This is a genomic window from Glutamicibacter ardleyensis (genome assembly GCF_014644555.1).
GTDB lineage: Bacteria > Actinomycetota > Actinomycetes > Actinomycetales > Micrococcaceae > Glutamicibacter > Glutamicibacter bergerei.
The window spans coordinates 137740-161772 of sequence record NZ_BMKX01000009.1; the positions used below are offsets into that span (position 1 = coordinate 137740).

22 protein-coding genes are annotated in these 24033 nt (G+C 57.4%); 11 read left to right on the top strand and 11 right to left on the bottom strand.

What is annotated here, in order from left to right; all coding sequences use genetic code 11:
• Positions 1-9 precede the first annotated feature (9 nt).
• On the top strand, positions 10-858 hold the full coding sequence (locus IEX04_RS15580; RefSeq protein WP_188686984.1) for a YflT domain-containing protein: 849 nt from the start codon (positions 10-12) through the stop codon (positions 856-858).
• 169 nt (positions 859-1027) lie between these two features.
• Here the strand turns inward: IEX04_RS15580 and IEX04_RS15585 are convergent, their stop codons facing one another.
• The gene (locus tag IEX04_RS15585; protein WP_188686987.1) at positions 1028-2575 is read right to left on the bottom strand and encodes an aminopeptidase P family protein; all 1548 of its coding nucleotides are present in this window, start codon (positions 2573-2575) and stop codon (positions 1028-1030) included.
• A 66-nt stretch (positions 2576-2641) separates the two neighbouring features.
• On the opposite strand from IEX04_RS15585, the gene IEX04_RS15590 reads away from it, so the two are divergent.
• Entirely contained in the window at positions 2642-3487 is an 846-nt protein-coding gene (locus tag IEX04_RS15590) for a PHP domain-containing protein (protein ID WP_096255989.1), read from the top strand.
• Here IEX04_RS15590 and IEX04_RS15595 read toward each other — a convergent pair.
• The 6 genes from IEX04_RS15595 to IEX04_RS15620 form a co-directional block, all read right to left on the bottom strand.
• Positions 3472-4317 carry a DNA-methyltransferase gene (locus IEX04_RS15595; protein ID WP_096256042.1) on the bottom strand — a complete coding sequence of 282 codons (846 nt, stop codon included), beginning with the start codon at positions 4315-4317 and terminating at the stop codon, positions 3472-3474. The genes IEX04_RS15590 and IEX04_RS15595 overlap by 16 nt on opposite strands.
• Positions 4318-4427: 110 nt before the next feature.
• On the bottom strand, positions 4428-6059 hold the full coding sequence (locus tag IEX04_RS15600; RefSeq protein WP_188686989.1) for a DEAD/DEAH box helicase: 1632 nt from the start codon (positions 6057-6059) through the stop codon (positions 4428-4430).
• Positions 6060-6325: 266 nt separating this feature from the next.
• Positions 6326-7792: an RNB domain-containing ribonuclease gene (locus IEX04_RS15605; protein WP_229677184.1), complete on the bottom strand. Its 1467-nt coding sequence runs from the start codon at positions 7790-7792 to the stop codon at positions 6326-6328.
• Positions 7793-7894: 102 nt separating this feature from the next.
• Positions 7895-8116, bottom strand: a complete 222-nt coding sequence (locus tag IEX04_RS15610; RefSeq protein WP_096255993.1) for a DUF3107 domain-containing protein — start codon at positions 8114-8116, stop codon at positions 7895-7897.
• Positions 8117-8180: 64 nt separating this feature from the next.
• Positions 8181-8804, bottom strand: a complete 624-nt coding sequence (locus IEX04_RS15615; protein ID WP_188686991.1) for a TetR/AcrR family transcriptional regulator — start codon at positions 8802-8804, stop codon at positions 8181-8183.
• A gap of 134 nt (positions 8805-8938) precedes the next feature.
• On the bottom strand, positions 8939-10282 hold the full coding sequence (locus IEX04_RS15620) for a glutamyl-tRNA reductase (protein WP_188687058.1): 1344 nt from the start codon (positions 10280-10282) through the stop codon (positions 8939-8941).
• 148 nt (positions 10283-10430) lie between these two features.
• Here IEX04_RS15620 and hemE point away from each other — a divergent pair, with 148 nt between their 5' ends.
• The 9 genes from hemE to IEX04_RS15665 all read left to right on the top strand — a co-directional run bounded on the left by hemE (position 10431) and on the right by IEX04_RS15665 (position 20322).
• Positions 10431-11486 carry a uroporphyrinogen decarboxylase gene (gene hemE / locus IEX04_RS15625; RefSeq protein WP_188686994.1) on the top strand — a complete coding sequence of 352 codons (1056 nt, stop codon included), beginning with the start codon at positions 10431-10433 and terminating at the stop codon, positions 11484-11486.
• 119 nt (positions 11487-11605) lie between these two features.
• Complete coding sequence (hemG, locus tag IEX04_RS15630) at positions 11606-13186, top strand: protoporphyrinogen oxidase (protein WP_188686997.1); 1581 nt, start codon at positions 11606-11608, stop codon at positions 13184-13186.
• A gap of 84 nt (positions 13187-13270) precedes the next feature.
• Positions 13271-13957 (top strand): hydrogen peroxide-dependent heme synthase, encoded by a 687-nt coding sequence (hemQ, locus tag IEX04_RS15635; RefSeq protein ID WP_096256045.1) that lies wholly within the window; start codon positions 13271-13273, stop codon positions 13955-13957.
• Positions 13954-15159, top strand: a complete 1206-nt coding sequence (locus IEX04_RS15640; RefSeq protein ID WP_229677186.1) for a ferrochelatase — start codon at positions 13954-13956, stop codon at positions 15157-15159. Before hemQ ends, IEX04_RS15640 begins: the two co-directional genes overlap by 4 nt.
• Positions 15156-16130 (top strand): hydroxymethylbilane synthase, encoded by a 975-nt coding sequence (hemC, locus tag IEX04_RS15645; RefSeq protein WP_096256001.1) that lies wholly within the window; start codon positions 15156-15158, stop codon positions 16128-16130. Before IEX04_RS15640 ends, hemC begins: the two co-directional genes overlap by 4 nt.
• A gap of 8 nt (positions 16131-16138) precedes the next feature.
• Complete coding sequence (locus tag IEX04_RS15650) at positions 16139-16921, top strand: uroporphyrinogen-III synthase (RefSeq protein WP_188686999.1); 783 nt, start codon at positions 16139-16141, stop codon at positions 16919-16921.
• A 25-nt stretch (positions 16922-16946) separates the two neighbouring features.
• Entirely contained in the window at positions 16947-17933 is a 987-nt protein-coding gene (hemB, locus tag IEX04_RS15655; protein ID WP_096256004.1) for a porphobilinogen synthase, read from the top strand.
• Positions 17934-19241: a glutamate-1-semialdehyde 2,1-aminomutase gene (gene hemL, locus IEX04_RS15660; protein WP_188687001.1), complete on the top strand. Its 1308-nt coding sequence runs from the start codon at positions 17934-17936 to the stop codon at positions 19239-19241.
• Positions 19242-19389: 148 nt separating this feature from the next.
• The gene (locus IEX04_RS15665; protein ID WP_096256008.1) at positions 19390-20322 is read left to right on the top strand and encodes an amidohydrolase family protein; all 933 of its coding nucleotides are present in this window, start codon (positions 19390-19392) and stop codon (positions 20320-20322) included.
• 66 nt (positions 20323-20388) lie between these two features.
• Here IEX04_RS15665 and IEX04_RS15670 read toward each other — a convergent pair whose 3' ends face one another.
• From IEX04_RS15670 to IEX04_RS15685, 4 genes are all read right to left on the bottom strand, one after another.
• Positions 20389-21240 (bottom strand): MetQ/NlpA family ABC transporter substrate-binding protein, encoded by an 852-nt coding sequence (locus IEX04_RS15670; protein WP_188687004.1) that lies wholly within the window; start codon positions 21238-21240, stop codon positions 20389-20391.
• A gap of 105 nt (positions 21241-21345) precedes the next feature.
• Positions 21346-22026: a methionine ABC transporter permease gene (locus tag IEX04_RS15675; RefSeq protein WP_096256011.1), complete on the bottom strand. Its 681-nt coding sequence runs from the start codon at positions 22024-22026 to the stop codon at positions 21346-21348.
• Between the two features lie 3 nt (positions 22027-22029).
• Complete coding sequence (locus IEX04_RS15680; RefSeq protein ID WP_096256013.1) at positions 22030-23022, bottom strand: methionine ABC transporter ATP-binding protein; 993 nt, start codon at positions 23020-23022, stop codon at positions 22030-22032.
• A gap of 245 nt (positions 23023-23267) precedes the next feature.
• Positions 23268-23951, bottom strand: coding sequence for a 3'-5' exonuclease (locus IEX04_RS15685; RefSeq protein WP_096256015.1), 684 nt, complete (start codon positions 23949-23951; stop codon positions 23268-23270).
• Positions 23952-24033: the final 82 nt, after the last annotated feature.

Here is a 24033-nt window from a genome sequence, read left to right on the forward strand (position 1 = left end):
AATATAGGTATGACCTCGCCGCATGGAGTAAATTCAATCAGCCCCAACGGTTTGCCCCGTGGCGAACTACTTGGGCGCTACACCAGCTACCTGGATGCCCAGAAACTAGTGGATTATCTTGCAGATAATAACTTCCCAGTATCTGCGGTGACCATCGTCGGTAACGACGTGCGCACCGTAGAGCGGGTGACCGCAAAACTGTCCTACCCTAAGGTGGCGTTGGCCGGTGCCGCCCAGGGCGGCATGATGGGTTTGTTTGTGGGATTGTTGCTCTCACTCTTTGGCGGCACAGGAAACGGTTTGTACCAGATCCTCTCGGCTATCGGCCTAGGCATGGCGATCTGGATGATTGCCGGTGTGGTCTCATACTCCACCCGTCGCGGCAAGCGTGACTTCGCGTCTTCAAGCAAGTTTGTCGCCACGAGCTTCGACGTAGTTGTCGACTTTGAGCACGCACAGGCCGCACGTCAGATGGCCTCCCAGTTGCCAATGCGCCCACAACAGGCTTCCGCAGCGCAGCAGCCGGTACAACCGGTTCAGCCACCGGTAGTCCCCGTGCAACCGCAGCCTCCGGTCTCTACCGATGGTGTGCAGGCACCGGGCCAAACTCCCGCCGCACAGCCCGTGCCAACCAGCGTGTTTAATGATCTTCCCGATGGCCGCCCACGTTATGGTGTTCGTGTTGACGAACCAAAGCCGGCAGCCCCGGAGCAGCCGCAGAACGCCGATGTTGCAGCCGCCGAGCCGACGGTAGCGCAGCCTGCGGTGAAGCCTGAAGCGGCCGAGCCACACGCCGAGGCACCAGCCGAGCCGGAAGGTGACGCCAAGTCTTCGGAAGAAGAACCAAAACAGCAGTAAACTTCAGCAATGTAAAAGTTCGTCATGAGTGATTTCATGGCGGGCTTTTAAGTTGCCAGAATGACCTTTGCCCCCGGGGCATGAGCTTAAGAACAACAAAACGATGGGCGGTTCAGAATCTCACAGAGAATCTAAACCGCCCATCGTTTTGCTACGTTGCTACGTGCGATTAGCTACGAAGTTTTGCCATCCAAGCTTCAACTTCTTCAGGCTTGCGTGGAAGCGCTGCTGAAAGGTTCACCGCACCGTCGGCGGTAACCAAGATGTCGTCTTCGATGCGTACGCCAAGCCCGCGGTACTCCTCCGGGATCGCGAGGTCTTCGTTCTTGAAGTACAGCCCCGGCTCGATGGTGAAGACCATGCCCTCGACAAGTTCCGCGTCAAGGTAGAGATCCGCGCGTGCCTGAGCACAGTCGTGAACATCCAAGCCAAGGTGGTGGCTGGTGCCGTGTGGCATCCAGCGACGGTGGTGCTGGCCCTCGGGGGACAGTGCCTCCTCCAAGGAAACGGGTAACAGGCCCCAGTCCTGCAGACGTTCGGCCAACACCGTGGTGGCAATGACGTGCAGGTCGCGGAATTTTAGTCCCGGACGGACCGCTGCGTAGGCGGCATCAGCCGCGTCGAGTACCGCCTGGTAGACCTTGCGCTGCACCTCGGTGTACCTGCCGGAGACCGGCAAGGAACGGGTGATGTCCGCGGTGTACAAGGACTCTGCTTCGACTCCGGCGTCTAACAAGAGTACTTCGCCTTCGCTGACCGAACCGGTGTTGCGGATCCAGTGCAAGATCGTCGCGTTGTTGCCCGAAGCGGCGATGGTGTCGTAGCCCAGCTCATTGCCCTCTAGACGGGCGCGGGCGAAGAAGGTGCCCTCAATGATGCGTTCGCCACGCTGGTGGGCGATGGCCGCGTCTAGGTTGCGAACTACATCTTCGAATCCGGCGATTGTGGCGTCAACCGACTTTTGCAGTTCGGCTACCTCGTACTCGTCCTTGACCAGGCGCAGCTCGGAAACGAATTCGGAGAGTTCGTTATCAAGTGCGTCGCTGGCCTCAAGATCTTGTCCGGTGTTGATCCGGGAGGTATCGACTAACGCTTCCACGTTGAGGTCGACTTCGCGCATCAGACGCAGGCGAATTCCGCCTAGCGCCTGTGGGCCAGAGTTTTTAGTGAGCGCATTTTCCAGCAGGTCCAAGGACTCGGTAGGCATTCCGGTCCGTGCAGACATGGTGGAAAGGGTTGGACGTGGGCCCACCCAGAATTCACCGGCTCGGGAGTCGAGGTAGAAGTCCGAGGAGTCACGGCCTGCCATCGGGGCGAAGTACAGCGTCGCGGCGTGGTTGCCACCCTGATCTCCGGCACCGTCATCGGTAGGCTCCAAAACCAGTACGGCGTCTGGTTCGTGGTCAACGCCCAACCCGGTCAGGTGTGCAAAGGCCGAGTGCGGGCGGAAACGGTAATCCGTGTCATTGGAACGAACCTTGGCTGGGCCTGCAGGAACGATGAGGCGCTCGCCCGGGAACTGTGCGGAAAGCGCGGCACGGCGGGTGGCCGCGAAGCTTGCTGCAGGATCTTCTGCTGGAAGCGGTGAGGTGTCTGGCGCCCAAGCCGAAGCCATGAAAGTTTTGAAAACATCCGAGGTGGGACGCTGGGAACGATTGTTGACACGATCTTCGAGCGGCTGGTCATTGCCCGAAGGCGAAGAAACTTGATTAGTCATACTTCTTAGTGTGTCACCGATTCGGGCCTCCGGGCAAAGTGCCACCGGTCGCGCTAATCTAGTCATATGCGAATTGACCTGCACACCCACTCAAATGTTTCCGATGGGACCCAACGCCCCGAAGAGCTGATCGAGGCTGCGGCGCAGGCGGGCTTGGATGTGGTGGCCCTGACAGACCATGATCAAACCGCCGGTTGGGCCCCAGCACGGGCGACGGCGCAAAAGCTTGGCGTGGGTTTTATCCCTGGCATGGAGATCACCTGTCAGGATCATCAGGGGATCAGCGTGCACCTGCTGTGCTATCTGCAAGACCCGGAATACCTGCCGTTGCTCAACGAACTTGAAATTTCGCGTAATTCACGGGTGATTCGCGCCCAACGTATTGTCGAGCGACTTGCCGAAGATTACCCGGTGAGTTGGGATTTGGTCTCCGCTCATTGCCAGCCGGGTGCCACGGTGGGCCGACCACATATTGCCGACGCCTTGGTCACCGCCGGGGTAGTGGAAAGCCGCAATGATGCTTTTGCAAATATCTTGTCTTCGCGTTCACGCTATTACGTCTCTCACCCGGCCATTGATCCACGCGACGCGGTGCGTTTAGTTCTTGAAGCCGGGGGAGTGCCGATTTTTGCCCACCCCATGGCGAACCTGCGCGGTCGTGTGGTGCCAGAAGAAACTTTCCACGACATGATCGACGCCGGCCTAGCCGGAGTGGAGATTCAGCACCGGGACAACAGCGAAGAAGGAAAGAAATTCCTGACCTCTCTGGCCAAGAAAAATGACCTGATTATCACCGGTTCCTCGGACTATCACGGGGCCGGAAAACTGAACCGGCTCGGTGAGAATCTCACCGAGCCGGACATGTTACAACGAATTCTTGATGCAGGAAGCGGATCTCAGGCTTCGCTGTAGGTGGTGGTTTCCGGTAGTCGGGAACGCATCACCTCGATGGCTTCCGGGTTCTGATCGATCAACACGAAGCGTCGATCCAACTTAGCTGCCACCGCTCCGGTGGTGCCGGAACCTGCAAAGAAGTCCAACACCCAGTCTCCGGGACGGGAGGATGCGGCGATAATCCGACGCAGAATCCCTTCGGGTTTCTGCGTGGGGTAACCGGTCTTCTCCTTGCCCGTGGGCGAAACAATGGTGTGCCACCACACATCGGTGGGAAGTTTGCCCAAGGCGCGCTTCTCGGGGGTGACTAGACCGGGAGCCATATATGGTTCACGGTCCACCTCCGCCGAATCGAAGTGGTACTTTTTCACATTTTTCACGTAGACCAAGATGGTGTCGTGTTTAGCCGGCCACCTGCTCTTAGCCCGTGCACCGTAATCGTAGGCCCAGATCAATTCGTTCAAGAAGTTCTCTCGACCAAAAATCTGGTCCAGCAACACCTTAACGTAGTGCACCTCGCGGTAATCCAAATGCACATACAGCGTGCCGTCTTCGGCAAGCAATCGATACGCCTGCAAAAGCCTGGGCTCGATGAAGCTGAGGTAGTCATCAAAGCTGTCGTGGTACGAGCGGGCAGAACCCAGCTCGGTGTTGTAGGACAAGCCTTTAAAACCTACCCGGTCACCTTCGCCCTCGGCGGCGCGCACCATGGTGCGCTGTGCTCGGGTCTGTTTCCTACCGGTGTTAAACGGCGGGTCAACATAGATCAGGGTGAAAGATTCGTCAGGTAACCCCGACAAAGCCTTCATATTGTCACCATGCAACACGGTGTTCTCCTGAGCCGGCATGCCAGCATTTACTGCTGGCGCACCGGTTTCAGGCAAAGCGGGATTGTGCGGTTGTGCGTGCACCGTTGGTACGCGATCCTTTCGGAAGAAGAAGAGAAACTAAGAACCTATTAGTCCTGCGTTCCACCTTCGGTGCTGCGCGTGCGGCGGCGTGGTCGACGACGTTCGTTAGCCGACTGCTCGGAGCCTGCACCATCGGTCGGCTGGCTCTCAGGCTGATTGGTGTGGCGGTGGCGTTCGCCTTCACGAGCCGGACGGTCTTGCTTGCCCTTGGAATGGCCATGACGGTTAGCGCCATCTTCTGCCGGCTGCTGACCTTCTACGGTGCGCGTACGGCTGCGGTTACCACTGCTACGACGACGCGGGCTGCGCTCGCTGCTGCGCTCGCCACGGTCACTGCGTTCGCGACGTGGTGAGCCGTCACCCTCTGCTGGTGCGGTCTTCTTGGCACGCTGCAAACGGCCCTTGGTTCCCTTAGGAATATCCAGGTCGGCAAAGAAGTGTGGCGAAGAGGAGTAGGTCTCCACTGGTTCTGGGACGTTCAGGCCCAGCGCCTTGTTGATCAACGACCAGCGAGGTACCGAATCCCAGTCCACGAAGGTGACGGCGATGCCGTCGTTACCGGCACGGCCGGTACGTCCCACGCGGTGCAGGTAGGTCTTCTCATCATCAGGGCACTGCAGGTTGACCACGTGGGTGACGTCATCCACGTCGATGCCGCGGGCTGCGACGTCGGTGGCGACAAGGATTTCTACCTTGCCTGCGCGGAAAGCCTTCAGCGACTGCTCGCGGGCTCCCTGGCCCAGGTCGCCGTGCAATGCACCAGCGTTAAAACCGCGATCGATCAGTTCGTCGGTGAGCTTCGCAGCTGAACGCTTGGTCTGCGTGAAAATGATCGTCTTGCCGCGGCCTTCGGCCTGCAGCATACGGGCGACCATCTCATCTTTGTCCAGGTTGTGTGCGCGGTAGACCAGCTGGCGGATGTTGCGTTTGGTCAGCGAATCATCATCCCCGGGATCGGTGGCACGAATGTGGGTGGGACGCGACATGTAACGCCGTGCCATTGTGATGACGGCGCCGGGCATGGTGGCGGAGAACAGCATTGCCTGGCGTACCGGTGGCAAGGCGGCCAAGATGCGTTCCACATCTGGCAGGAAGCCTAGATCTAGCATCTCGTCGGCCTCGTCGAGGACCACGGTCTTAATCTGCTTGAGGTTCAGCACACGCTGGCGGTTCAGGTCGATGAGCCGACCCGGGGTACCGACGATCACGTCGGTGCCGGCCTTGAGCGCGTTGATCTGCTCTTCGTAGGGGCGGCCACCGTAAATGGTGGTGATCGAAATGTTCGAGTGCTTCGAAGCCTGAGCCAAATCGGCGCCGACCTGGATGGCCAACTCGCGGGTTGGAGCAACGATCAGTGCCTGTGGTGCACCGGGGAATGGCAGGTCGGCATAACCCTTGTCGCCTTCGCGGATGACACGCTGCAAAGCTGGAATACCAAAGCCGAGGGTTTTACCGGTACCGGTCTTAGCCTGGCCGATAATGTCGTTGCCGCCGAGGGCTACCGGAAGGGTGAGCGCCTGGATCGGGAATGGATACTCAATACCGGCTTCGAGCAGCGAAGCGACGATGTCGTCGCGGACCTTGAGCTCGGAGAAGGTCTGCTTAGGTAATTCAACCTCGGCGGTATCGATTGGTTCGGGGAGTTCGACCTGTTCGGTCGATAGCGTCGTGTCGGTCACGATGTGTGTTCTCGTTTCATTTGTGGCACCGGCATGTGTGTTGCCAGCCCTGAACGTTCAGGGGGCGCTCACCTTACCGGTGCGGTTCCAGCGGAGCCGATCGCGTCATACACGTCATCTGCCATCAAGGGCGGATGTCGGGATGGTGACCGCTGGGAAGTCACCACGAAACTGTTCTCGTCGTTCAGCACGGTGCGACCGGGCATCCTAAATAGTGATAGCCCAAGCATAGCCGGTATACACCGGTTTCCCGTAGGTTGGCGGGTCTAGGGCAGAATGTCGAACATGATCTTGCGTGTGGCCGGATCGGCAAGGCGCAGCACCACGGTCACTAAGGTGCCTGGCTTGGCGCTGCCGGTGAACTGTCCGGTGATCGGTTCGCTGACCAGCTGCAAATTGCCCGGGCGGCTTTTTGCCTCGCCCTGCTCGGGATCGCCATTGTGTGTGCCGGTGGCTTCGCGAAGAACAATTGCCTCAAATTTTTCCCCGATACGGTGCTGCAGTACATACGCTTCGATCAGATCGATGGCCGCGTTGGAGACTCTGTTTGCCGCGATGGAGCTTTCACGCATCAATCCTGGCAGCTGTTCCAAGGCTTCGTTGAGCTCCTCGGGAATTGGGTGATTATTTGCCTGTAAATCACAACACAGCAAGACGAAGCGATCCACTAATCGGCGCAATGGCGCGGTGGTGTGTGCGTAGGGTGCTGCAATTGCTGCCTGCTCCAAGTCCGCTTCGGCTTGGCCGTTGATCACGTCGTAGTCGGCTCCGCGAAATAGTGATGCTGCCCGGTGCATAATGACCAGCTGCCGCGGATCGTTAACGTCTAGGGTGCGCAGGTACTCGCCGTAGCTGAGTTTTTGGTCCCAAGGGCAGCCAAGTAGGCGGGTCTGCTCGGTAAACTCGGCAAGATCTTTTTCATCTGGAGCGGGCATGGTGCGCAAGATTCCGGTGCCGTGATCAAGCATGATGCGTGCGGCGGCAATTCCGGTGAGCAAGGAAATTTGCGCGTTGTAATCTTCCAGCGGCAAGGGGTGACCGCTGACGAGTTTGTAACCGTTGGTCTCCGGTTCGACTTCTTGATCTGGAAGGTTCAATGACGCACCGCCACGCAGGCGTTCCTGTTCGATGCGCAGTGCGCCAATTTCTGCCAGCAGTTCTAACTGCTCGCCGCCCTGGGAATCGTCTAGCTTTTGTTGGGCCGTGTGGTAATCGAGTTGTTCGCGGGATTTGATCATGGTGCGGGTTAGCTGCACGTCGGTTATCGCGCCGCTGCGATCCAAGGTGATGCGCCACAAGAAGGCTCGGCGTACCTGTCCGGCAAGCAACGAACCTTGACCTTCAGAGATCAACGGTGGATGCAGGCTGATCTTGCGGTGCGGTAGGTAAAAAGTCTGGCCGCGTGATCTGGTGACTTCATCGAGTTTGCTGCCCAATTGCACAAACGCCGGAACATCGGCGATAGCGTAGTTCACCACGTAACCTTCGCTGGCGCGTTCAAGGTACATCGCTTGATCCAGATCGGTGGCGCCCTCAGGATCAATGGTGAAAAATGGGAGTGCCGAATCGTCATTAGGCGCAGGAGCTAAGTTGGCCACCGCTTCCTCGGCGGCGGCTAACGCGGCTTGGTCAAAGTGCGCGGGAACTTCGAGTTCCTTTTCCAGTGCGAGCAGTAGCTCGTCCAGGTTAGCGGCGGCATGTTTGCGAGGGCTATGGATCCGTGGATTAGTCACATATCTAGGATTATCACAGATCTGTGATGTGAAGCACGCTTAAACGCCTCGTGGCCGTCCCAAAATATTGGAACGACCACGAAGGGTGAAGCTAAAGATTATCTAGTGGGCGAAACCCACGCGACGGGTCTCTTCGGGACCAACCTCGACATAGGCGATTCCGGCTGCTGGAACTAGCACCTCACGGCCCTTAGGATCCTTCATCGAGAGCACGCTGCCCTCGGAGATCGCCTTGGAGACGAGCTCATTCACTTCGGCGTTGCTCAGCTCGGATTCGAGTACGACTTCACGGGCTACATTCTGAATGCCAATCCGGATTTCCATGATTGTCAATGATCCTCTCGAAAGAATTACGAGTCCCGTCTGGGGGCCTCTAAAACAAATCTAACTAGTTTTCCTTCGGGAACCGTGAAATTCCGCGCCAAGCTAAACGTGAGATCAGATCCACCGCGGTTTCTTGATCAACCGGTTCGTCGCTGGTGGCCCAGTAACGTGCGGAAACCTGTGACAGTCCGGCTAGCGCGCGACCAATCAATAATCCTTCATCTTCATTCAGGTCGGTGTCTTTAACGACGACCTTCGAAATGGAAACAGCCAGAGCGTTATTGAACTCTTCGATACGTGCCGAAATGAGCGGATCTGAAAGTACGTCTGATTCAAAAATGAGCCGATATGCCTGGGACTCACGCTTGATGTATTGGTAATAGGTATTAATAGTCTCGAAGACACGTTGCCGGTTATCGTCGGTTGAGGCGATGGCATCGTCGAGCAGCTTCGTGAAATCTGCCAGATGCGAATCCAGGAGGGCTAGGTACAGTTCGCGCTTACCGGGGAAATGCTGGTAAAGAACTGGTTTGGAAACCAGTGCAACTTCGGCAATCTCATCCATTGAGGCTCCATGATAACCATGGGCTACGAAGACTTGATGAGCTGCTTGGAGTAACTGGCGACGGCGCGCTTCGCGTGGCATTCGTTGCGTGCGTGGACTTTTGATTTCCCCAAGTTCCGCCATAATTTTGACCTTTCAACCTGCCGTGTGCCAAAGCCACATGCGAGTTTTCCGCACGTAAAACCAGCTCCTACTAGCAAGTAGTATTCCACGTTGCGAGGAAAAAAGCGCCGGTAAACGCAGGGTGTCTGTTGCGCTTATGCGCTTTGTGCGACGGGTACTGCAGGACAGCTGACATCTTCAGCCGCAGGGGATTGCGGTGCAGTGGTGCTGAGCGGGGCGGTATTGCCTAGCGGCTCGCTCAGGTCAAGGCCGTAGAGAGTCTCTAGAGCAGCAACATATTCGTCGGTACGGCCTTGGGCCGCCAACTCCCGTGCACGCATGGTGGGGACATGGAGCAGCTGGCGCATCATCCGACGCATAGCCAATTCAACTTCTTCGGCAGCGGCGGTACAACCGTGCTGGGCACGTACCTTAGCTACCTCGGAGTCGAGAACGGTTTTAGTGTGTGCACGCAAAGCGACGATTGCATGATCGGCTTCGCGTTCGCGCTGGGAGACGGAGAACTCCCTGGCAGCCTGGGTCACAATCCTGGTCGCGTCATGCACGGCCAGTGCCTGTTCGGTCGGCGCGGCCATGCGCACCGATTCGAGGGTGATCAGATCCACGCCGTCGAGCTGAGCCAAGGCCGGGTCAAAGTCGTTGGTGAGCGCCATATCGATGGCGATCAGCGAATGGCCCTTAACGCGCAGTTCGGTCAGTGCCGCACTATCCAAGCGATTTCCGCCACCGGAACAACCGATGATGACATCTGATTCACGCAGGGCCTGTGGCAACTGTTCGTTGCTCAACGGGAAACCGCCACGCTTGTCGGTGAAATCGGCGGCGCGTCCCGAGTGCGAGTAGACGCTAATGCGCTTCACTCCACGTTCCTTGAGCAATGCGATCGTTGCGCCGGCGTAGGAGCCGGTACCGAACAAGACAATGTCTTGGTCTTCCCAGCTACGGTTTTCGTTCATCAATTCTTCGGCGAGGTCTAAAGCGACCGAAACGACCGACTTGCCTTGTGAACCAAGTTGCGTCCGACTTCCAACATCCTTCGCAGCGCGCGTGGCGTTCTGGAATAGTCGGGTGAGGTTGCTGGTGGTGGTTTTTTCTTGCTGCGCCTGGGTCAGGGCACGGCGGACCTGACCGGCGATTTCGCGTTCTCCGACAACAGCACTATCAAGTCCGGCTCCCACCGAGAAGAGATGGTTGATCACCGGTTCGCCTTCTAGCGCGGTCAGTCGTCGAGTGAGGAAATCTGCCGACAGTTCGGTATTCGCAGCCAATTCGTTGACTAACTGCTCGGTTGCTTCTTCGACGTTTTCCACGTCGGCGTAAACCTCAAAACGGTTGCACGTCGCCAAGACGACGGCTCCATTAATCACCGCCGACCCATTGGTAGAGGCGGCGGCTAGCCCGTTGGCCGAGGCGCTAAGTTGTGCCACGGTCTCCAAATCGAGCTGTGAATGCGATGCAACAAGAGATAAGAAAACCACAATGTCCCCAGAGTAGGCCGAAATAGGGGCCCAAACAACGCAGGCGAACCTAAGATCACGTATTTTCACGCAGTTATGTTGCTCACCTTCATCTGTCGGTGAACGGAGTAAATGGCCTTTTGCGCTCCAGAGTTGGCATGATTGACACATGACTCTGTCGCAGAACCATCCCTTCGTTGATGGACGTACCTCCGATTCCGCTTTGATCCAGGCTTTGACTGGGCGCACCCCGAGCCACCACCCGGTGTGGTTCATGCGCCAAGCAGGGCGTTCACTGCCTGAATACCTCAAGCTCCGCGAAGGTGTGAGCATGCTCGATTCCTGCCTAGACCCGGCGATGGCCAGCGAAATTACGCTGCAGCCAGTACGCCGCCACAAGGTCGACGCGGGCATCTTCTTCTCCGACATTGTGATTCCCTTGCGCCTTGCAGGCGTTGGCGTGGATATCGTGCCCGGTGTTGGCCCGGTCTTGGACAAGGCAATCCGCACCGCCGAGGACGTAGATAACCTGCCAGAACTCACCGATGAGTCGTTAGACCCAATCCGTGAAGCGGTGGCCTTGACCGTCGCAGAACTGGGCAACACCCCGCTGATCGGCTTCGCCGGCGCCCCATTCACCGTGGCCGCCTACATGGTTGAGGGCAAGCCAAGCCGCGACCACCTAGGTCCACGCACCATGATGCATTCCGAACCAGAAGTCTGGGACAAGCTGATGAACTGGGCCGCAGACGCTTCAGGCAAGTTCCTCCGTGCGCAGGTTGAAGCCGGCGCTTCAGCCGCACAGCTCTTTGACTCGTGGGCCGGTTCCCTGTCCCTGCCTGATTACCAGAAGTTTGTCGCCCCATACTCCTCGCGTGCGTTGGACTTCGTGCGTGACACCGGGGTGCCATTGATTCACTTTGGTACCGGAACCGGTGAATTGCTCACGGCAATGCGTGATTCGGGCGTTGATACCGTCGGTGTGGACTACCGGATTCCTTTGGAAACCGCCATTGAACGCCTAGGCCAGAGCGTCTCGGTTCAGGGAAATATTGACCCTGCGTTGCTCTCTGCTCCTTGGGACGTGCTTGAAGCGCATGTTCGTCAGGTGGTCGCCAGCGGTGCGAAGGCACGTGGCCATGTGGTCAACCTTGGTCACGGTGTGCCGCCGACCACCGACCCGACGGTACTCACTCGTGTGGTTGAACTCATTCATTCGCTCTAACCACGCAGGACTAAGCTAGATGTTATAGACAGATCTCCCTGTTTTCTGACTGCGCCGGTAAACTCGGCGCAGTCAGAAACAAGGCGAACATCGAGGTGAATGTGGAAGGTGCAGCGTATATGACCAGGAATCAGCGCAACTCCCCGGCGTCAGAAAAACCAAGCGAGCGTTCAGCAACTAAGGCACGGCGCGACCTCGCCTCAGACACGGCGGCCCATGCACTGCGGCTACTGGAAAAGGTACGTTCCGCGGCCGAATCCCGCACAGCAAAAGATCGAGTCACCGATCCACAAACACCACACGCCATCGTGGTCGGTGGCGGCATCGCGGGTCTAGTTGCCGCCCGCGAACTACGCCAGACCGGATACCGGGTCACCGTCCTTGAAGCCGCTTCAAGCTTTGGTGGATGTGTGCGCCGAGTAGACGTTGCCGGTTTGGAGATAGATGCAGGCGCCGAGTCCTTCGCGGTGCGCGGAGGCACGGTGGTCTCCTACCTCGACGAGCTAGACCTCGGCGAGAAGATCACGCCAACTACCGGTGTCGATGCCTGGCTGATTCAGGGCGAAGGTGAGAACCTAGTAGCTAATCCCTTGCCTGCCACTTCATTGATGGGGATCCCAGCACAGGTGCGCAACGACGACGTGCGACGCATCATCGGCCGCGCCGCCACCGTGCGCGCCGCGGCAGATCTAGTCACTCCCATGCCCAAAAAATGGGCCACAGAAAAACTCTCACTGGCCGAGGTCGTCCGCAACCGGATGGGGCAGGGTGTCCTTGATGCCTTAGTCGCCCCAGTGGTCAACGGCGTGTACTCCACGGATCCAGCGCGCATCGACATCGACGCTGCCGCACCTGGGCTCCGCGCCGCCATGCAAGAGACCGGCTCGTTGGCTAAAGCGGTAGCCAAACTCCAAGGTGATGCACCGGCAGGTTCGCGAGTAGCTGGCCTAGACGGTGGCATGTACACGCTGGTCACCACGCTCACCGAACAGCTGACCGCAGCATCAGTGGCGCTGGTAGCGAATTCTCCGGTCACCAAAATCGATCATGATCCCCAAGCACCGCACCCCTACACGGTCCACAGCCTAGGCCAAGAACTAACCGCAGACCGGGTGGTCATCGCTACCGAAGCGCAAGCGGCGCTGAATCTGCTCAACCCGATGTTTGAAGACTCCAAGCGCATCAGCTCCGAGGCAGTGTCGAACTCCGTCGCCTTGGTAGTGCTGGTGGTCGATAAGCCAGAACTTGATGAGGCACCGCGAGGGTCAGGCGCGTTAGTAGCGCAGAACGCGCCTGTTGTCGCCAAGGCGCTGACTCACGCCAGCGCCAAATGGCCTTGGCTCGCCGAACAGTCAGGGCCAGGAACTCATGTGGTTCGCCTGTCCTTTGGGCGTATCGGACAACATGAGCCAATCGTTGAATCAGGCGATACACAAGCATTGCTTGAGCAGGCCATCAAAGATGCTTCAAAGATTTTAGGTGTTCAATTAAACCAGGGTGATGTGGTGGGTAGCGCTATTTCGCGTTTCAACGACATGGTCCCGTTGCAGGGCGAGGAAGCTAGCGCACGCCGTGCTCAGCTCCAGGACGCAGTACAAGATTTTGATGGGTTGGATGTGGTGGGCGCATGGCTTGCCGGCACCGGGTTGGCCAGAGTCATCGGCCACACACGCCGCAGCGTTGCCATTAGCGCCCGCTAATTTTCGAGATAACCGTTTAAGTTAGATCAGATGATCAAGGAGAAAACCTCAGTGAGCTACGTACCACAGCATAATTCGCCGGTCATGCGAGACCGTGAGGCCGCCGGGGAAAACCCGACCATGTTCTACACCCTGTGGACCGTGTTCAAGCGTTCCGCCAAGGTGGAACTGGGCGCGGCTGAGGCCACCGGGTTTGACTCGCTCATCGCGGAACTCGCCGAGGCCGGTGCGGTCGTTCGCGGCATCTACGATGTATCGATGATGCGCGAAGAAGCCGACATTATGGTCTGGATGCATGGTCCGGCAGCTGAACTGTTGCAGGCATCGATGCGCAAGGTCCGTCGCAGTGCGTTACTTGCTGGCACAGAAATTGTGTACTCCACGATGGCCGTGCACCGTGAAGCCGAATTCTCCAAGGACCACTCGCCGGCCTTCTCCCGCGGTGTGGATCCGAAGGGGTGGATGACCGTTTACCCATTCGTCCGCTCCCACGACTGGTACACCATGGACCCTGCGGCACGCGGCAAGATGCTGCGCGATCACGGCATGCTTGGACGCGAATTCCCTAACGTGCTGGCTAATACCGTGGCAGCGTTCTCCTTCAGCGACTTCGAGTGGCAGATCTGCTTGGAAGCCGATGACATGATCGACCTGGTCGATATGATGCGTCACTTGCGTTACACCGAAGCGCGCCACCACGTCAGCGAAGAGACGCCGTTCTACACCGGACGCCGGATCTCGGCCGCCGAGGCCATCGAGGTCTTGAAGTGACCCAGGATTTCGATCCACGCACCGGCTACGACGCCAACGGTCAAATGGTCCCTAAAGCCTATGACGCGATCCTGCTGTCCTCTTTTGGAGGTCCCGAAGGCCAAGACGATGTGATCCCGTTCCTGCGCAACGTCACCGCAGGCCGTGGGATCCCCGACGAACGCCTGGAAGAAGTCGCGGTGCACTATCGCAAAAACGGTGGGGTTTCGCCGATCAACGGCCAGAACCGTGCATTACTTGCCGCGTTGGAAGCCGAGCTGGCGGCGCGTGATATCAATATTCCGGTGTACTGGGGCAACCGCAACTGGCACCCGTTCGTCAATGACACGCTGAAGAATATAGCAGCCGACGGGCATCGCAAGGTGCTACTGATGGGCACCGGTGCCTATACCGGGTATTCGGCGTGCCGCCAGTACCGCGAAGATTTGGGTATGGGCTTACGCGAGACCGGCCTGGAAGGTGTGCTCGAAGTTGATAAGTTGCGTCAGTTCTTTGATACGCCCGCCTTCGTGCAGCCGTTTATCGAGGGACTAAGCACTTCGTTAGCCGAGGTTCGTGCGCAACTGAGCGCAAAGAACCAAAACGACGCCAAGATCAAGATCGTCTTTGTGACTCACTCGATCCCGATGTCGGACGCTAACGCGGCTGGCCCGGCGCAGTTACGTGCCACGGCGAGCGAGAATCTTTACACCGCGCAGCACCGTGCAGTAGCAGAACATATTTTGGCCAACGTACCCGAAGCACAGGGCCTGGAACACAGCCTGGTGTACCAGTCGCGTTCCGGTGCACCACACGTGCCTTGGCTAGAACCAGACATTAATGATGCACTTCAAGCCGATGCGGACGCCGGAGTAGCAGGCGTTGTGGTGGTGCCCATTGGGTTCATTTCCGATCACATGGAAGTGCTCTGGGACTTAGACACTGAAGCGAAGGACAGCTGTGCACAGCTTGGCCTTGCCTTTAGTCGGGCTGCGACTCCTGGCACGCACCATGCCTTCGTTTCTGGGCTGGTGGATCTGGTCGAGGAGCGTTTGGCCGATGCCAACGGCGAAGCTTTGCGCGACGGACGGATTAGCGTGGTGACGGGCGGACCATGGTTTGATGTGTGCCGTCCGAATTGTTGTGAAAAGCGCGCGCTGGATGGAACCTTGCGTCCTACCATCGCAGGTGTCGATTCAGAAGTGGGGGTGCCTGCGCCATGAGCGAGACATTTCGTGTAGGAACGCGCGGAAGCGCGCTTGCGACTACACAAACCGGTTGGGCAGCTAAACGATTGGCACAGTCTTCCGGGCTAGAGGTTGAAACCATTTTGGTGAAGACCGAAGGAGACGTGATCACTGGCCCACTGTCACAACTGGGCGGAACCGGAGTCTTCGCTGCCGCACTGCGTCAGCATCTGCTAGATTCCGGATGCGATTTGGCGGTGCATTCCTTGAAGGATCTGCCCACCAAGCAGCCTGAAGGATTGGTGTTGGCGGCCATTCCAGAACGTGAAGACGTGCGTGACGCACTATGCGCCCGTGATGGTCTGAAACTTTCCGAGCTGCCCGAAGGGGCAAAAATCGGTACTGGGTCACCACGCCGTGCGGCCCAGCTCTTGGCTTTCCGTCAAGACTTCCAAATCGTTGATATTCGTGGCAACGTCCCCACCCGACTTGGTCGGGTCAAGGGGATCGGAGATACCCATGATGATGGCAGTGTAGGGCGAAGTGTGCAGGGCGATCTGGACGCGGTGATTTTGGCTGCGGCCGGGATGCGCCGGTTGGGTTTGGACAAGCACATCACCGAATATCTGGACCCGCAGATCATGTTGCCAGCCCCGGGGCAAGGTGCGCTCGCCTTAGAAGTGCGCAGCACCGGTTCGGACCATCCAGCCTTGGATCAGGCACTGGCGGATTTGGACCACCTGCCAACACGTATGCAGGTCGAAGCCGAACGCGCACTGTTGGCTGCCTTGGAGGCAGGGTGCGCAGCGCCGATTGGTGCACTGGCTCGGGTGGAGGGACAGACACTGATCTTGGAAGCTGTCGCCTGTAACCCGGACGGTTCCGAAACCATGCGCCGTAGCGCTCAAAGCAACGGGCTTTCAGTGCAAGCCGCCCAAGAACTTGGACGTAGCCTCGCCGAATCGATGATCGCCGACGGCGCCGCGGTTGTCGCGGGTTTGGTCTAAGCGGTCACATGAGCCACCAGGCACTCATCTTGCGCGAGGCGGCGCGAGCCGCCGCCACCGTGCGGGAATTCGAGAAGCTGGGCATTGAATGTTTCTCTGCCCAGCTGATCGAAACCGTCTGGCCGCAGGATCTGAGCGAATTGCGTCGCTCGATTCAATCGTTAGTCGCCGGGGAGTATCAGTGGCTGGTGCTCACTTCGGTGAATACTGTTGAACTCATCGCTACGATCCTCGACGGAGAAGCACTTCCAGACGGGCTGAAGGTTGCGTCGGTTGGAACAAAAACCGCTGCGGTAGCCAAAGAGCGTATGGGCGTTGTCTCCGATTTTGTGCCCACGGATCAATCTGCGGCCGGAATGGTGGAGCAATGGCACTTGGACCCAGGACAGAAAATCTTCTATCCACATGGAGATCTTGCCAGCTCAACTCTTGCGACAGGGCTGACCGGCCATCGGCTCGATGAGGTTGTGGCCTACCAGACCGTTGACGCACCGAGTGGAGCAGTCCCATTACGCAGCAGCGAGGTGCCAGCCGCAGCGCAAGTGCTTGCACCATGGGAGATCGCCGGGAATCTCGACCGATTTGACCTAGTGGTTTTCAGCGCACCAAGTATCGTGCGGCGTTTTGTTGAACTGACCGGTGACACGCTGGTCGAACGGGTGCAAAACATTGCCATTGGCCAGCCAACCGCGCAGGCCCTGCGACAAGCAGGGTTACCAGTGGACGCGATTGCTAGTGAACCAACACCCACGGGTCTGGCCTTAGCGGCCCAAGAACTAATCAAAAAGTGAATCATCAATTCTAGAAAGAAGTGACATGGGTTTCCCTCAGCACCGACCTCGCCGACTCCGGCAGAATCCTGCAGTTCGTCGACTCGTGGCAGAATTTGAGCTCTCCTCGCGACAGCTGATCCTGCCTGCCTTTGTCCGTGAGGGACTCACCGAGCCGAACCCGATCACCTCCATGCCTGGCGTCATGCAACACACCATGGATTCGCTCAAGGCTACCGCGGCGGATGCAGCGCAGCGTGGCTTGGGCGGCATAATGCTCTTTGGTATCCCAGAGCATCGGGACGAGACCGGCAGCGCCGGGATCGATCCGAAAGGAATTTTGAATAGGGGCATCGCCGCTGTTCGCGAAGAAGTTGGCGACGAATTAGTGATCATGTCTGATGTCTGTTTGGACGAATTTACCTCTCATGGACACTGCGGCGTGCTTGATGAGAAGGGCGCAGTGGACAATGACCGCACCCTAGAAATCTATGCCGAAATGGCAGTGATGCAGGCTGAAGCCGGCGCGCATATCCTCGGCCCATCGGGAATGATGGACGGGCAGATCGCCGTCATCCGCGAGGCCCTAGACCAGGCCGGCAAACAAGATGTTGCGGTACTCGCTTACGCGGCAAAATACGCTAGCGCCTTCTACGGACCGTTCCGTGAAGCCGTCGATTCGCAGTTGCAAGGCGATCGCCGTACCTACCAGATGGACGCATCGAACCGCCGCGAGGCACTGCTGGAGGTCGAGCTGGACCTCGCCGAAGGCGCAGATATGGTCATGGTGAAACCAGCCATGAGCTACCTAGATATCGTCTCTGACATCGCACAGATGTCGCCGGTACCGGTCTCCGCTTACCAGATCTCCGGGGAATACGCGATGATCGAAGCTGCCGCGGCCAATGGTTGGATTGACCGCAAGGCCTCCGTGATGGAGTCGTTGCTGTCGATTCGTCGTGCGGGCGCCGAACAGATCTTGACCTATTACGCAGCCGAAGTTGCCGGCTGGTTGAACGAAGGAAAGAAATAAATGTCGAATTCCGAGAGGCTTTTCGCCGAGGCCCAAGAAGTAATGCCCGGTGGCGTGAACTCGCCAGTTCGCGCCTTCGGCTCCGTTGGCGGCGTACCACCATTTATGGTCGGCGCTAAGGGTGCTTACCTGACCGACGCAGACGGCAAGGAATATGTTGACCTAGTCTGCTCCTGGGGTCCAGCGTTGTTGGGTCACGCTCACCCCGAGATTCAGTCGGCGGTTCACGCAGCCGTTGACCGCGGGCTGTCCTTTGGCGCATCAACCCCGGATGAGGCGAAGCTTGGCAAGCTGATCAAGGATCGAGTGGGAGGTGTAGACCGGGTACGTATGGTCTCCACCGGTACCGAAGCGACCATGACCGCGGTGCGTTTGGCACGCGGCTTCACCGGCCGCGAACTGATCATCAAGTTTGCTGGTTGCTACCACGGCCACCTCGATAGCCTGTTGGCCGATGCCGGCTCAGGCGTTGCAACCTTGGCGCTGCCAGGTTCCGCCGGAGTCACCGCGGCCACCGCTGCCGAAACCCTCGTGTTGCCATACAACGACCGCGCAGCGGTTGAAGCCGCATTCGCCGAGCACGGGGCAAATATTGCCGCCGTGATCACCGAATCAGCACCGTGCAACATGGGCGTCGTCACTCCGGACGCGGGTTATAACAAGTTCCTCAAGGAAACTACCGCCAAGTACGGCGCACTGCTGATCCTTGACGAAGTCCTCACCGGCTTCCGCGCATCATCCTCCGGTTACTGGGGTCTGAGCGGCAAGGACGAAGGCTGGAATGCGGACCTATACACCTTCGGTAAAGTCATCGGCGGCGGCCTTCCGACCGCTGCCTTAGGTGGTCGCTCCGACGTCATGGATTATCTAGCCCCGTTGGGCCCGGTATATCAGGCTGGCACGCTCTCGGGTAACCCGGTAGCAATGGCTGCCGGCATCGCTCAGCTAACCCACGCCACCGATGAGGTCTACGCTCACATTCTTAAGCAGTCCACCGCTCTGCAGGCGAAGCTCAGCGAAGCTTTCAACGAGGCAGGGGTGGATCACTCGATCCAGCGCGCAGGTTCGTTGTTCTCGGTAGCGTTTGGCACCTCGGCCAAGGGCGTACATAACTACGCAGATGCACAGGCTCAGGAAGCGTTCCGCTACGCACCGTTCTTCCACTCGATGCTTGACTCAGGTGTTTACCTGCCACCAAGTGTGTTCGAAGCTTGGTTCCTCTCAGCAGCGCATGATGATGAGGCAATGGAGAAGATCTTCGCAGCACTTCCAGCGGCTGCGCGGGCCGCCGCTGCTGCCAAGGCATAACCCCCTAATTACCGAGGTACTAGCTCTCCACAATGTGGAAGCTGGTATCTCGGTTTTATGCCCTGGAGAATTCACGGAGGACTTGTAGAGCCGAACTTGATAGCTTGGCTAGAACATCAATGGTTGCAAGAAACATGAGGAACGGTTTATGACGGACGCGGTCTCGGAGCATCTGGTGCCAAAAACGGATCAACAGATCCCCGAATTTTTGGATTATCTCGGTATTCCAGGCCTCGCCGATATCCACGTGCATTTCCTCCCAGAACCAATGTTGCAAAAAGTCTGGGCGTACTTTGATCAGGCAGAACAAAGTTATGGCCGCCCGTGGCCCATTACGTATCGAATGGACGAAGAGTCGCGCATTAAGCGGCTTCGCGAGATCGGGGTAGTAGCTATTCCCGCGTTGTCCTACGCGCATAAGGCAGGCATGGCGAGGTGGCTCAATGAATGGGCACAAGACTTCAGCAGTCGCGTCTCCGGGGCCTTGCACTGTGCGACTTTCTACCCGGAACCCGGAGTTGGCAACTACGTCCAAGAAGCCATCGACGCTGGTGCACAACTATTTAAGCTCCACATTCAGGTCGGCGGCTTCACACCGAATGATGTGCAACTGGATGAAGCGTGGAGAGCGCTTGAACACGAGCAAATCCCGGTCGTAATCCACGCCGGCTCTGCACCGCTCGACGGTAGTTTCACCGGACCGCAACATGTCCGCCGGCTCTTGGAGAAATTCCCCGAATTGGTGCTGGTGATTGCGCATATGGGCATGCCCGAGTATCACGAGTTTGCGGATTTAGCCGAGGAATTTGTGGGCGTACATTTAGATACCACCATGGTGGGTACCGACTTCACAAATGGATTTGCGCCGATGCCAGATAGCTATATCAACCGTTTACCGGCCTTGCAGGACAAGATCATTCTCGGCTCAGACTACCCGAATATTCCGTATGCCTATGCCCACCAAATCGAGGCTCTAGCCCGACTAGGGCTTGGGCGAACCTGGCTCAGAGCGGTGCTTTGGGAGAACGGAGCCAGACTCCTTGGTTTGTCTGGGGAGGCAGCTTCTTCAACAGATTCTTGAGATTAAACGACGTAGCGCTCCTCTGCCCGCTGGGCAAAGGAGCGCTACTTTAGGTCTTTGGAGTCCTTATGAAGCTGGGATAACGCTTCCGTCGGTCCAGGTCTTCTTGATGAATGCGGCTACTTCTTCGGAGTGCAGCAGCTCGTCAAGCTTGGCAATGGCTGGAGTTTCCTCGCCTGCACGCCAGGTCAGGAAGTTCGAGTTCGGGTTGTCCTGTGATGATTCTTGCGCAAGTACTTCATCCAGATTCAGCTTCGCCTGAACGATGTAGTTTCCGTTGATCACTGCCAGTCCGATGTTGTCATCTTCGGCGTAGAACTTTGGAACCTGTTCCGAGTTCACTTCATTGAAAGTTAGCTTCTTCGGGTTCTTGGTATCGTCGCCGTCAAGCGTCAGGGCTGAATCATCGTCGGTAAGTCCCGAAAGCAGTCCCGCGCTTTCCAGCACGCGCAGCCCGCGAAGCTGGTTCACCGGGTCGTTATTCAACAGCACCAATGAGCCGTCGGCGACGTCTTCAGGCTTATCGAACTTCTTCGAGAAAATGGTCAGTGGCTCCAAGTGGACGCCCTGACCGTGTTCGAATTCGTAACCCTTGTCAGCAACCTGCTGTGCTAGGTACGCCTCGGTCTGGAAGTAGTTAGCATCGATGGTGCCATCGGCCAGAGCAATATTTGGTGTCTGGTAGTCATCAATTTCCTGAATTTCCAGGTCGATACCGGCGTCCTTAGCCAAGTTCTCATCAATGAATTCGAGAATCTGGGAGTGCGGGACCGGGCTAGCGCCGACCTTGACGACGACAGGGTTTGCTGGGTCGAGGCTTGGTGCCGCCGAGGGTTCGGTGGATCCGGTGCTACCGCAGGCGGTCACCGCAAAGAGAGTAGCGACACCAGTGATGGCAAGTGCGAGCTTTGTACGCATTGTGAGTGTTTTCCTTTGAGTACGAACCGTTGCCGGTAACGAAAGGGGAGGTTAGGTATGGCAGTTCTGCCGACCAAGCCCGTCGGGTGACCGACGGAAAATTATCTAACGGTGATCGATCTTGCGAGCGACGATGTCGCCAACAATCTGTACGATCTGGACCATGATGAGGATGATGACCATGGTGACCAACATGATTCCCATGTCGTAGCGCTGGAAGCCGTAGTTGTAAGCCAGACGCCCCAGGCCACCGCCACCGACTAGTCCGGCCATCGCTGAGTAACCGATGAGCGTGACCACGGTGGTAGTCAGTGCGGCGATAAGACCTGGCATCGCTTCGGGAACTAAGACTTTGCGGATAACCTGCATCTTGGTGGATCCCATCACCAATGCCGCATCAACCTTGCCGGATGAAACATCACGCAACGCAGTTTCAACAAGCCGAGCGAAGAAGGGAACCGTGCCGATGGTCAATGACACGGAGGCTGCCACCGGGCCGAGAGACTCGCCGGTGATGGCCTTGGCTACGGGAATCAGAGCCACCATCAAGATGGCGAACGGAATCGAACGGGTGATGTTGACGATGATGCCGGAGAGCACCACGTTCAGCCAACGGATGGGTAGCAGTCCACCTTTGCCGGTGTTATGCAACAGAATTCCCAGTGGTAAACCGATGACAATGGTGAATGCTGTGGCAATCAGTACCATCTGCAGCGTTTCCACGGTGGCTGGCCACATAGCCCTGGTGATACCTGGGTTGTTCAAGAGTTCAGTGAAGAAATCCATAACTTACTTGGCCTCCTTCACGGTTACTGCGATTCCAGCGGACTTCAGATATTCGACGATTGCGCCAAGGTCTGCATCAGGGGCAAACTGCACGCGTAAGTGTGCAAACTGCTGATCGCCTAGATGTTCAACGGAGCCTGCTAATACGTTGACGTCGGTGTTGAACTTACGCGCAATTCCTGAGATGACTGGCTCGGTGGCCTGATCTCCGGTGTAGAGCAGATCTACCACCGGTCCGGCACCATCGACCTGTGGAGCGTCGCCTGGAAGTGGAAGTAGCGTTGAAGCCAAACGTCCTGAAGGGTTGGTAATGACCGCTTCAATGTCGCCGTGTTCAACGATCTTGCCGGCTTCTAGAAGAGACACCGAATCACAGGCCTGCTTCACGACGTGCATCTCGTGGGTAATGATCAACACGGTGATGTTTAGACGGTTGCGTAGTTCCTTGACAAGTTCAAGAATTTCATTGGTGGTCTGCGGATCCAACGCGCTGGTCGGCTCGTCACAGAGCAACACATCGGGGTCGGTGGCCAATGCGCGGGCAATGCCTACGCGTTGGCGCTGACCGCCGGAAAGCTGCGAGGGGTAGCCTTTGGCGAACTGTGTCAGGCCCACGAGCTCAAGAAGTTCCGAAACTTTTTTCGCAACGTCTTTCTTGGGAGTACCTACCAGTTCTAGTGGGTAGGCAATATTTTGTTCGGTGGTACGTGAATCGAACAAGTTCGCATGCTGGAAGACCATACCGATACGACGACGGGCATTACGCAGCTCATCGTCGCTGACGTTAGTTAGCTCTTTGCCGTTGACAGCAACGGTGCCGGAGGTCGGCTGGTCAAGCAAAGTTAGGCATCGCACGAGCGTGGATTTACCAGCTCCGGAGTGTCCAACAATGCCGTGAATTTTCCCGGTGGGGACTTCAAGGCTCACGCCGTCGAGGGCAACAACGTCATTGTTGCCTTGGCGGTAGACCTTACGCAGGTCACTAATTGTGATCACTAGGCGCGTTCCTTCAATTCTCAAGGGGTATAGAGAGTACCCTCCATTGAATCATCATCGAACAATATCGCCCTAACGCCCCTTGGAATAAGGTAACTATTCTTAATTTCGGGTGTAATTGACGGTGTTGTCGAAGAAGATTCGCTGAATTGTGACTGAAGATGAACGATTGACTTACCCGGCAATTCGGGGGGAGTCGCTTTGAGGGTTGTGAAGTGAGTAACAGTTAGTGGAAAATCAGGCCATTAGCTGTCTTTGATTGGCCAAGCACCGTCAACGACAGCCTGAGGATCACGCTTTCGTAGGTATTCTTGAAAGCTTGCGGCTTGATCCCGAGCCCAGCCAATCTGCCAACCATGCAAGTCTTGTGGGTCCACCTGAAGTTGAGGATATTTCTGCGCAATGGCGCGAGCCACACCAACGCATGCAACTGAGTCGGCAAACGAGGTGTGCGCATTTTCGAGCACTACGCCGTAATGTTCACAGGCTGCGGCAAGCGTGCGCTTTCCCTTGCGAAACTTGTCCACTTGCTTGTCGATGATGAACGGATCAATCACGTTTCCGGGAATGAGCGGTACTAAACCATAACGCAACGCCTCGGCATGCAGAACCGAGAAATCGTAGGACGCGTTAAACGCCACAATGGGAGATTGTTTGGCAGCAAACTGAAGCAAATTGAGGATCTCGTCGACGCCTTGCGCCGCAGGCATTCCCTCGGCCCGTGCCTTTTCGGTGGAAACACCGTGGACAGCGGTTGCTGCCTCGGGGATCTCGACTCCAGGATCAACGAGCCACTCGCGCTGATTCACTACCTGCCCTTGGGCATCGAGAAGAACCACTGACGCGGTGACGATGCGAGCGGTGTTGGTATCGACGCCTGTGGTTTCCAAGTCAAAGCCAACGACAAGGCCCTTATGCCATTCATTCATGAAAACAACGCTACCCGTTCGTTCCTACAACTTTTCCACTGACGCTCCGGTTGTGGATGGGGATCTGGAAGTTGGCACAATG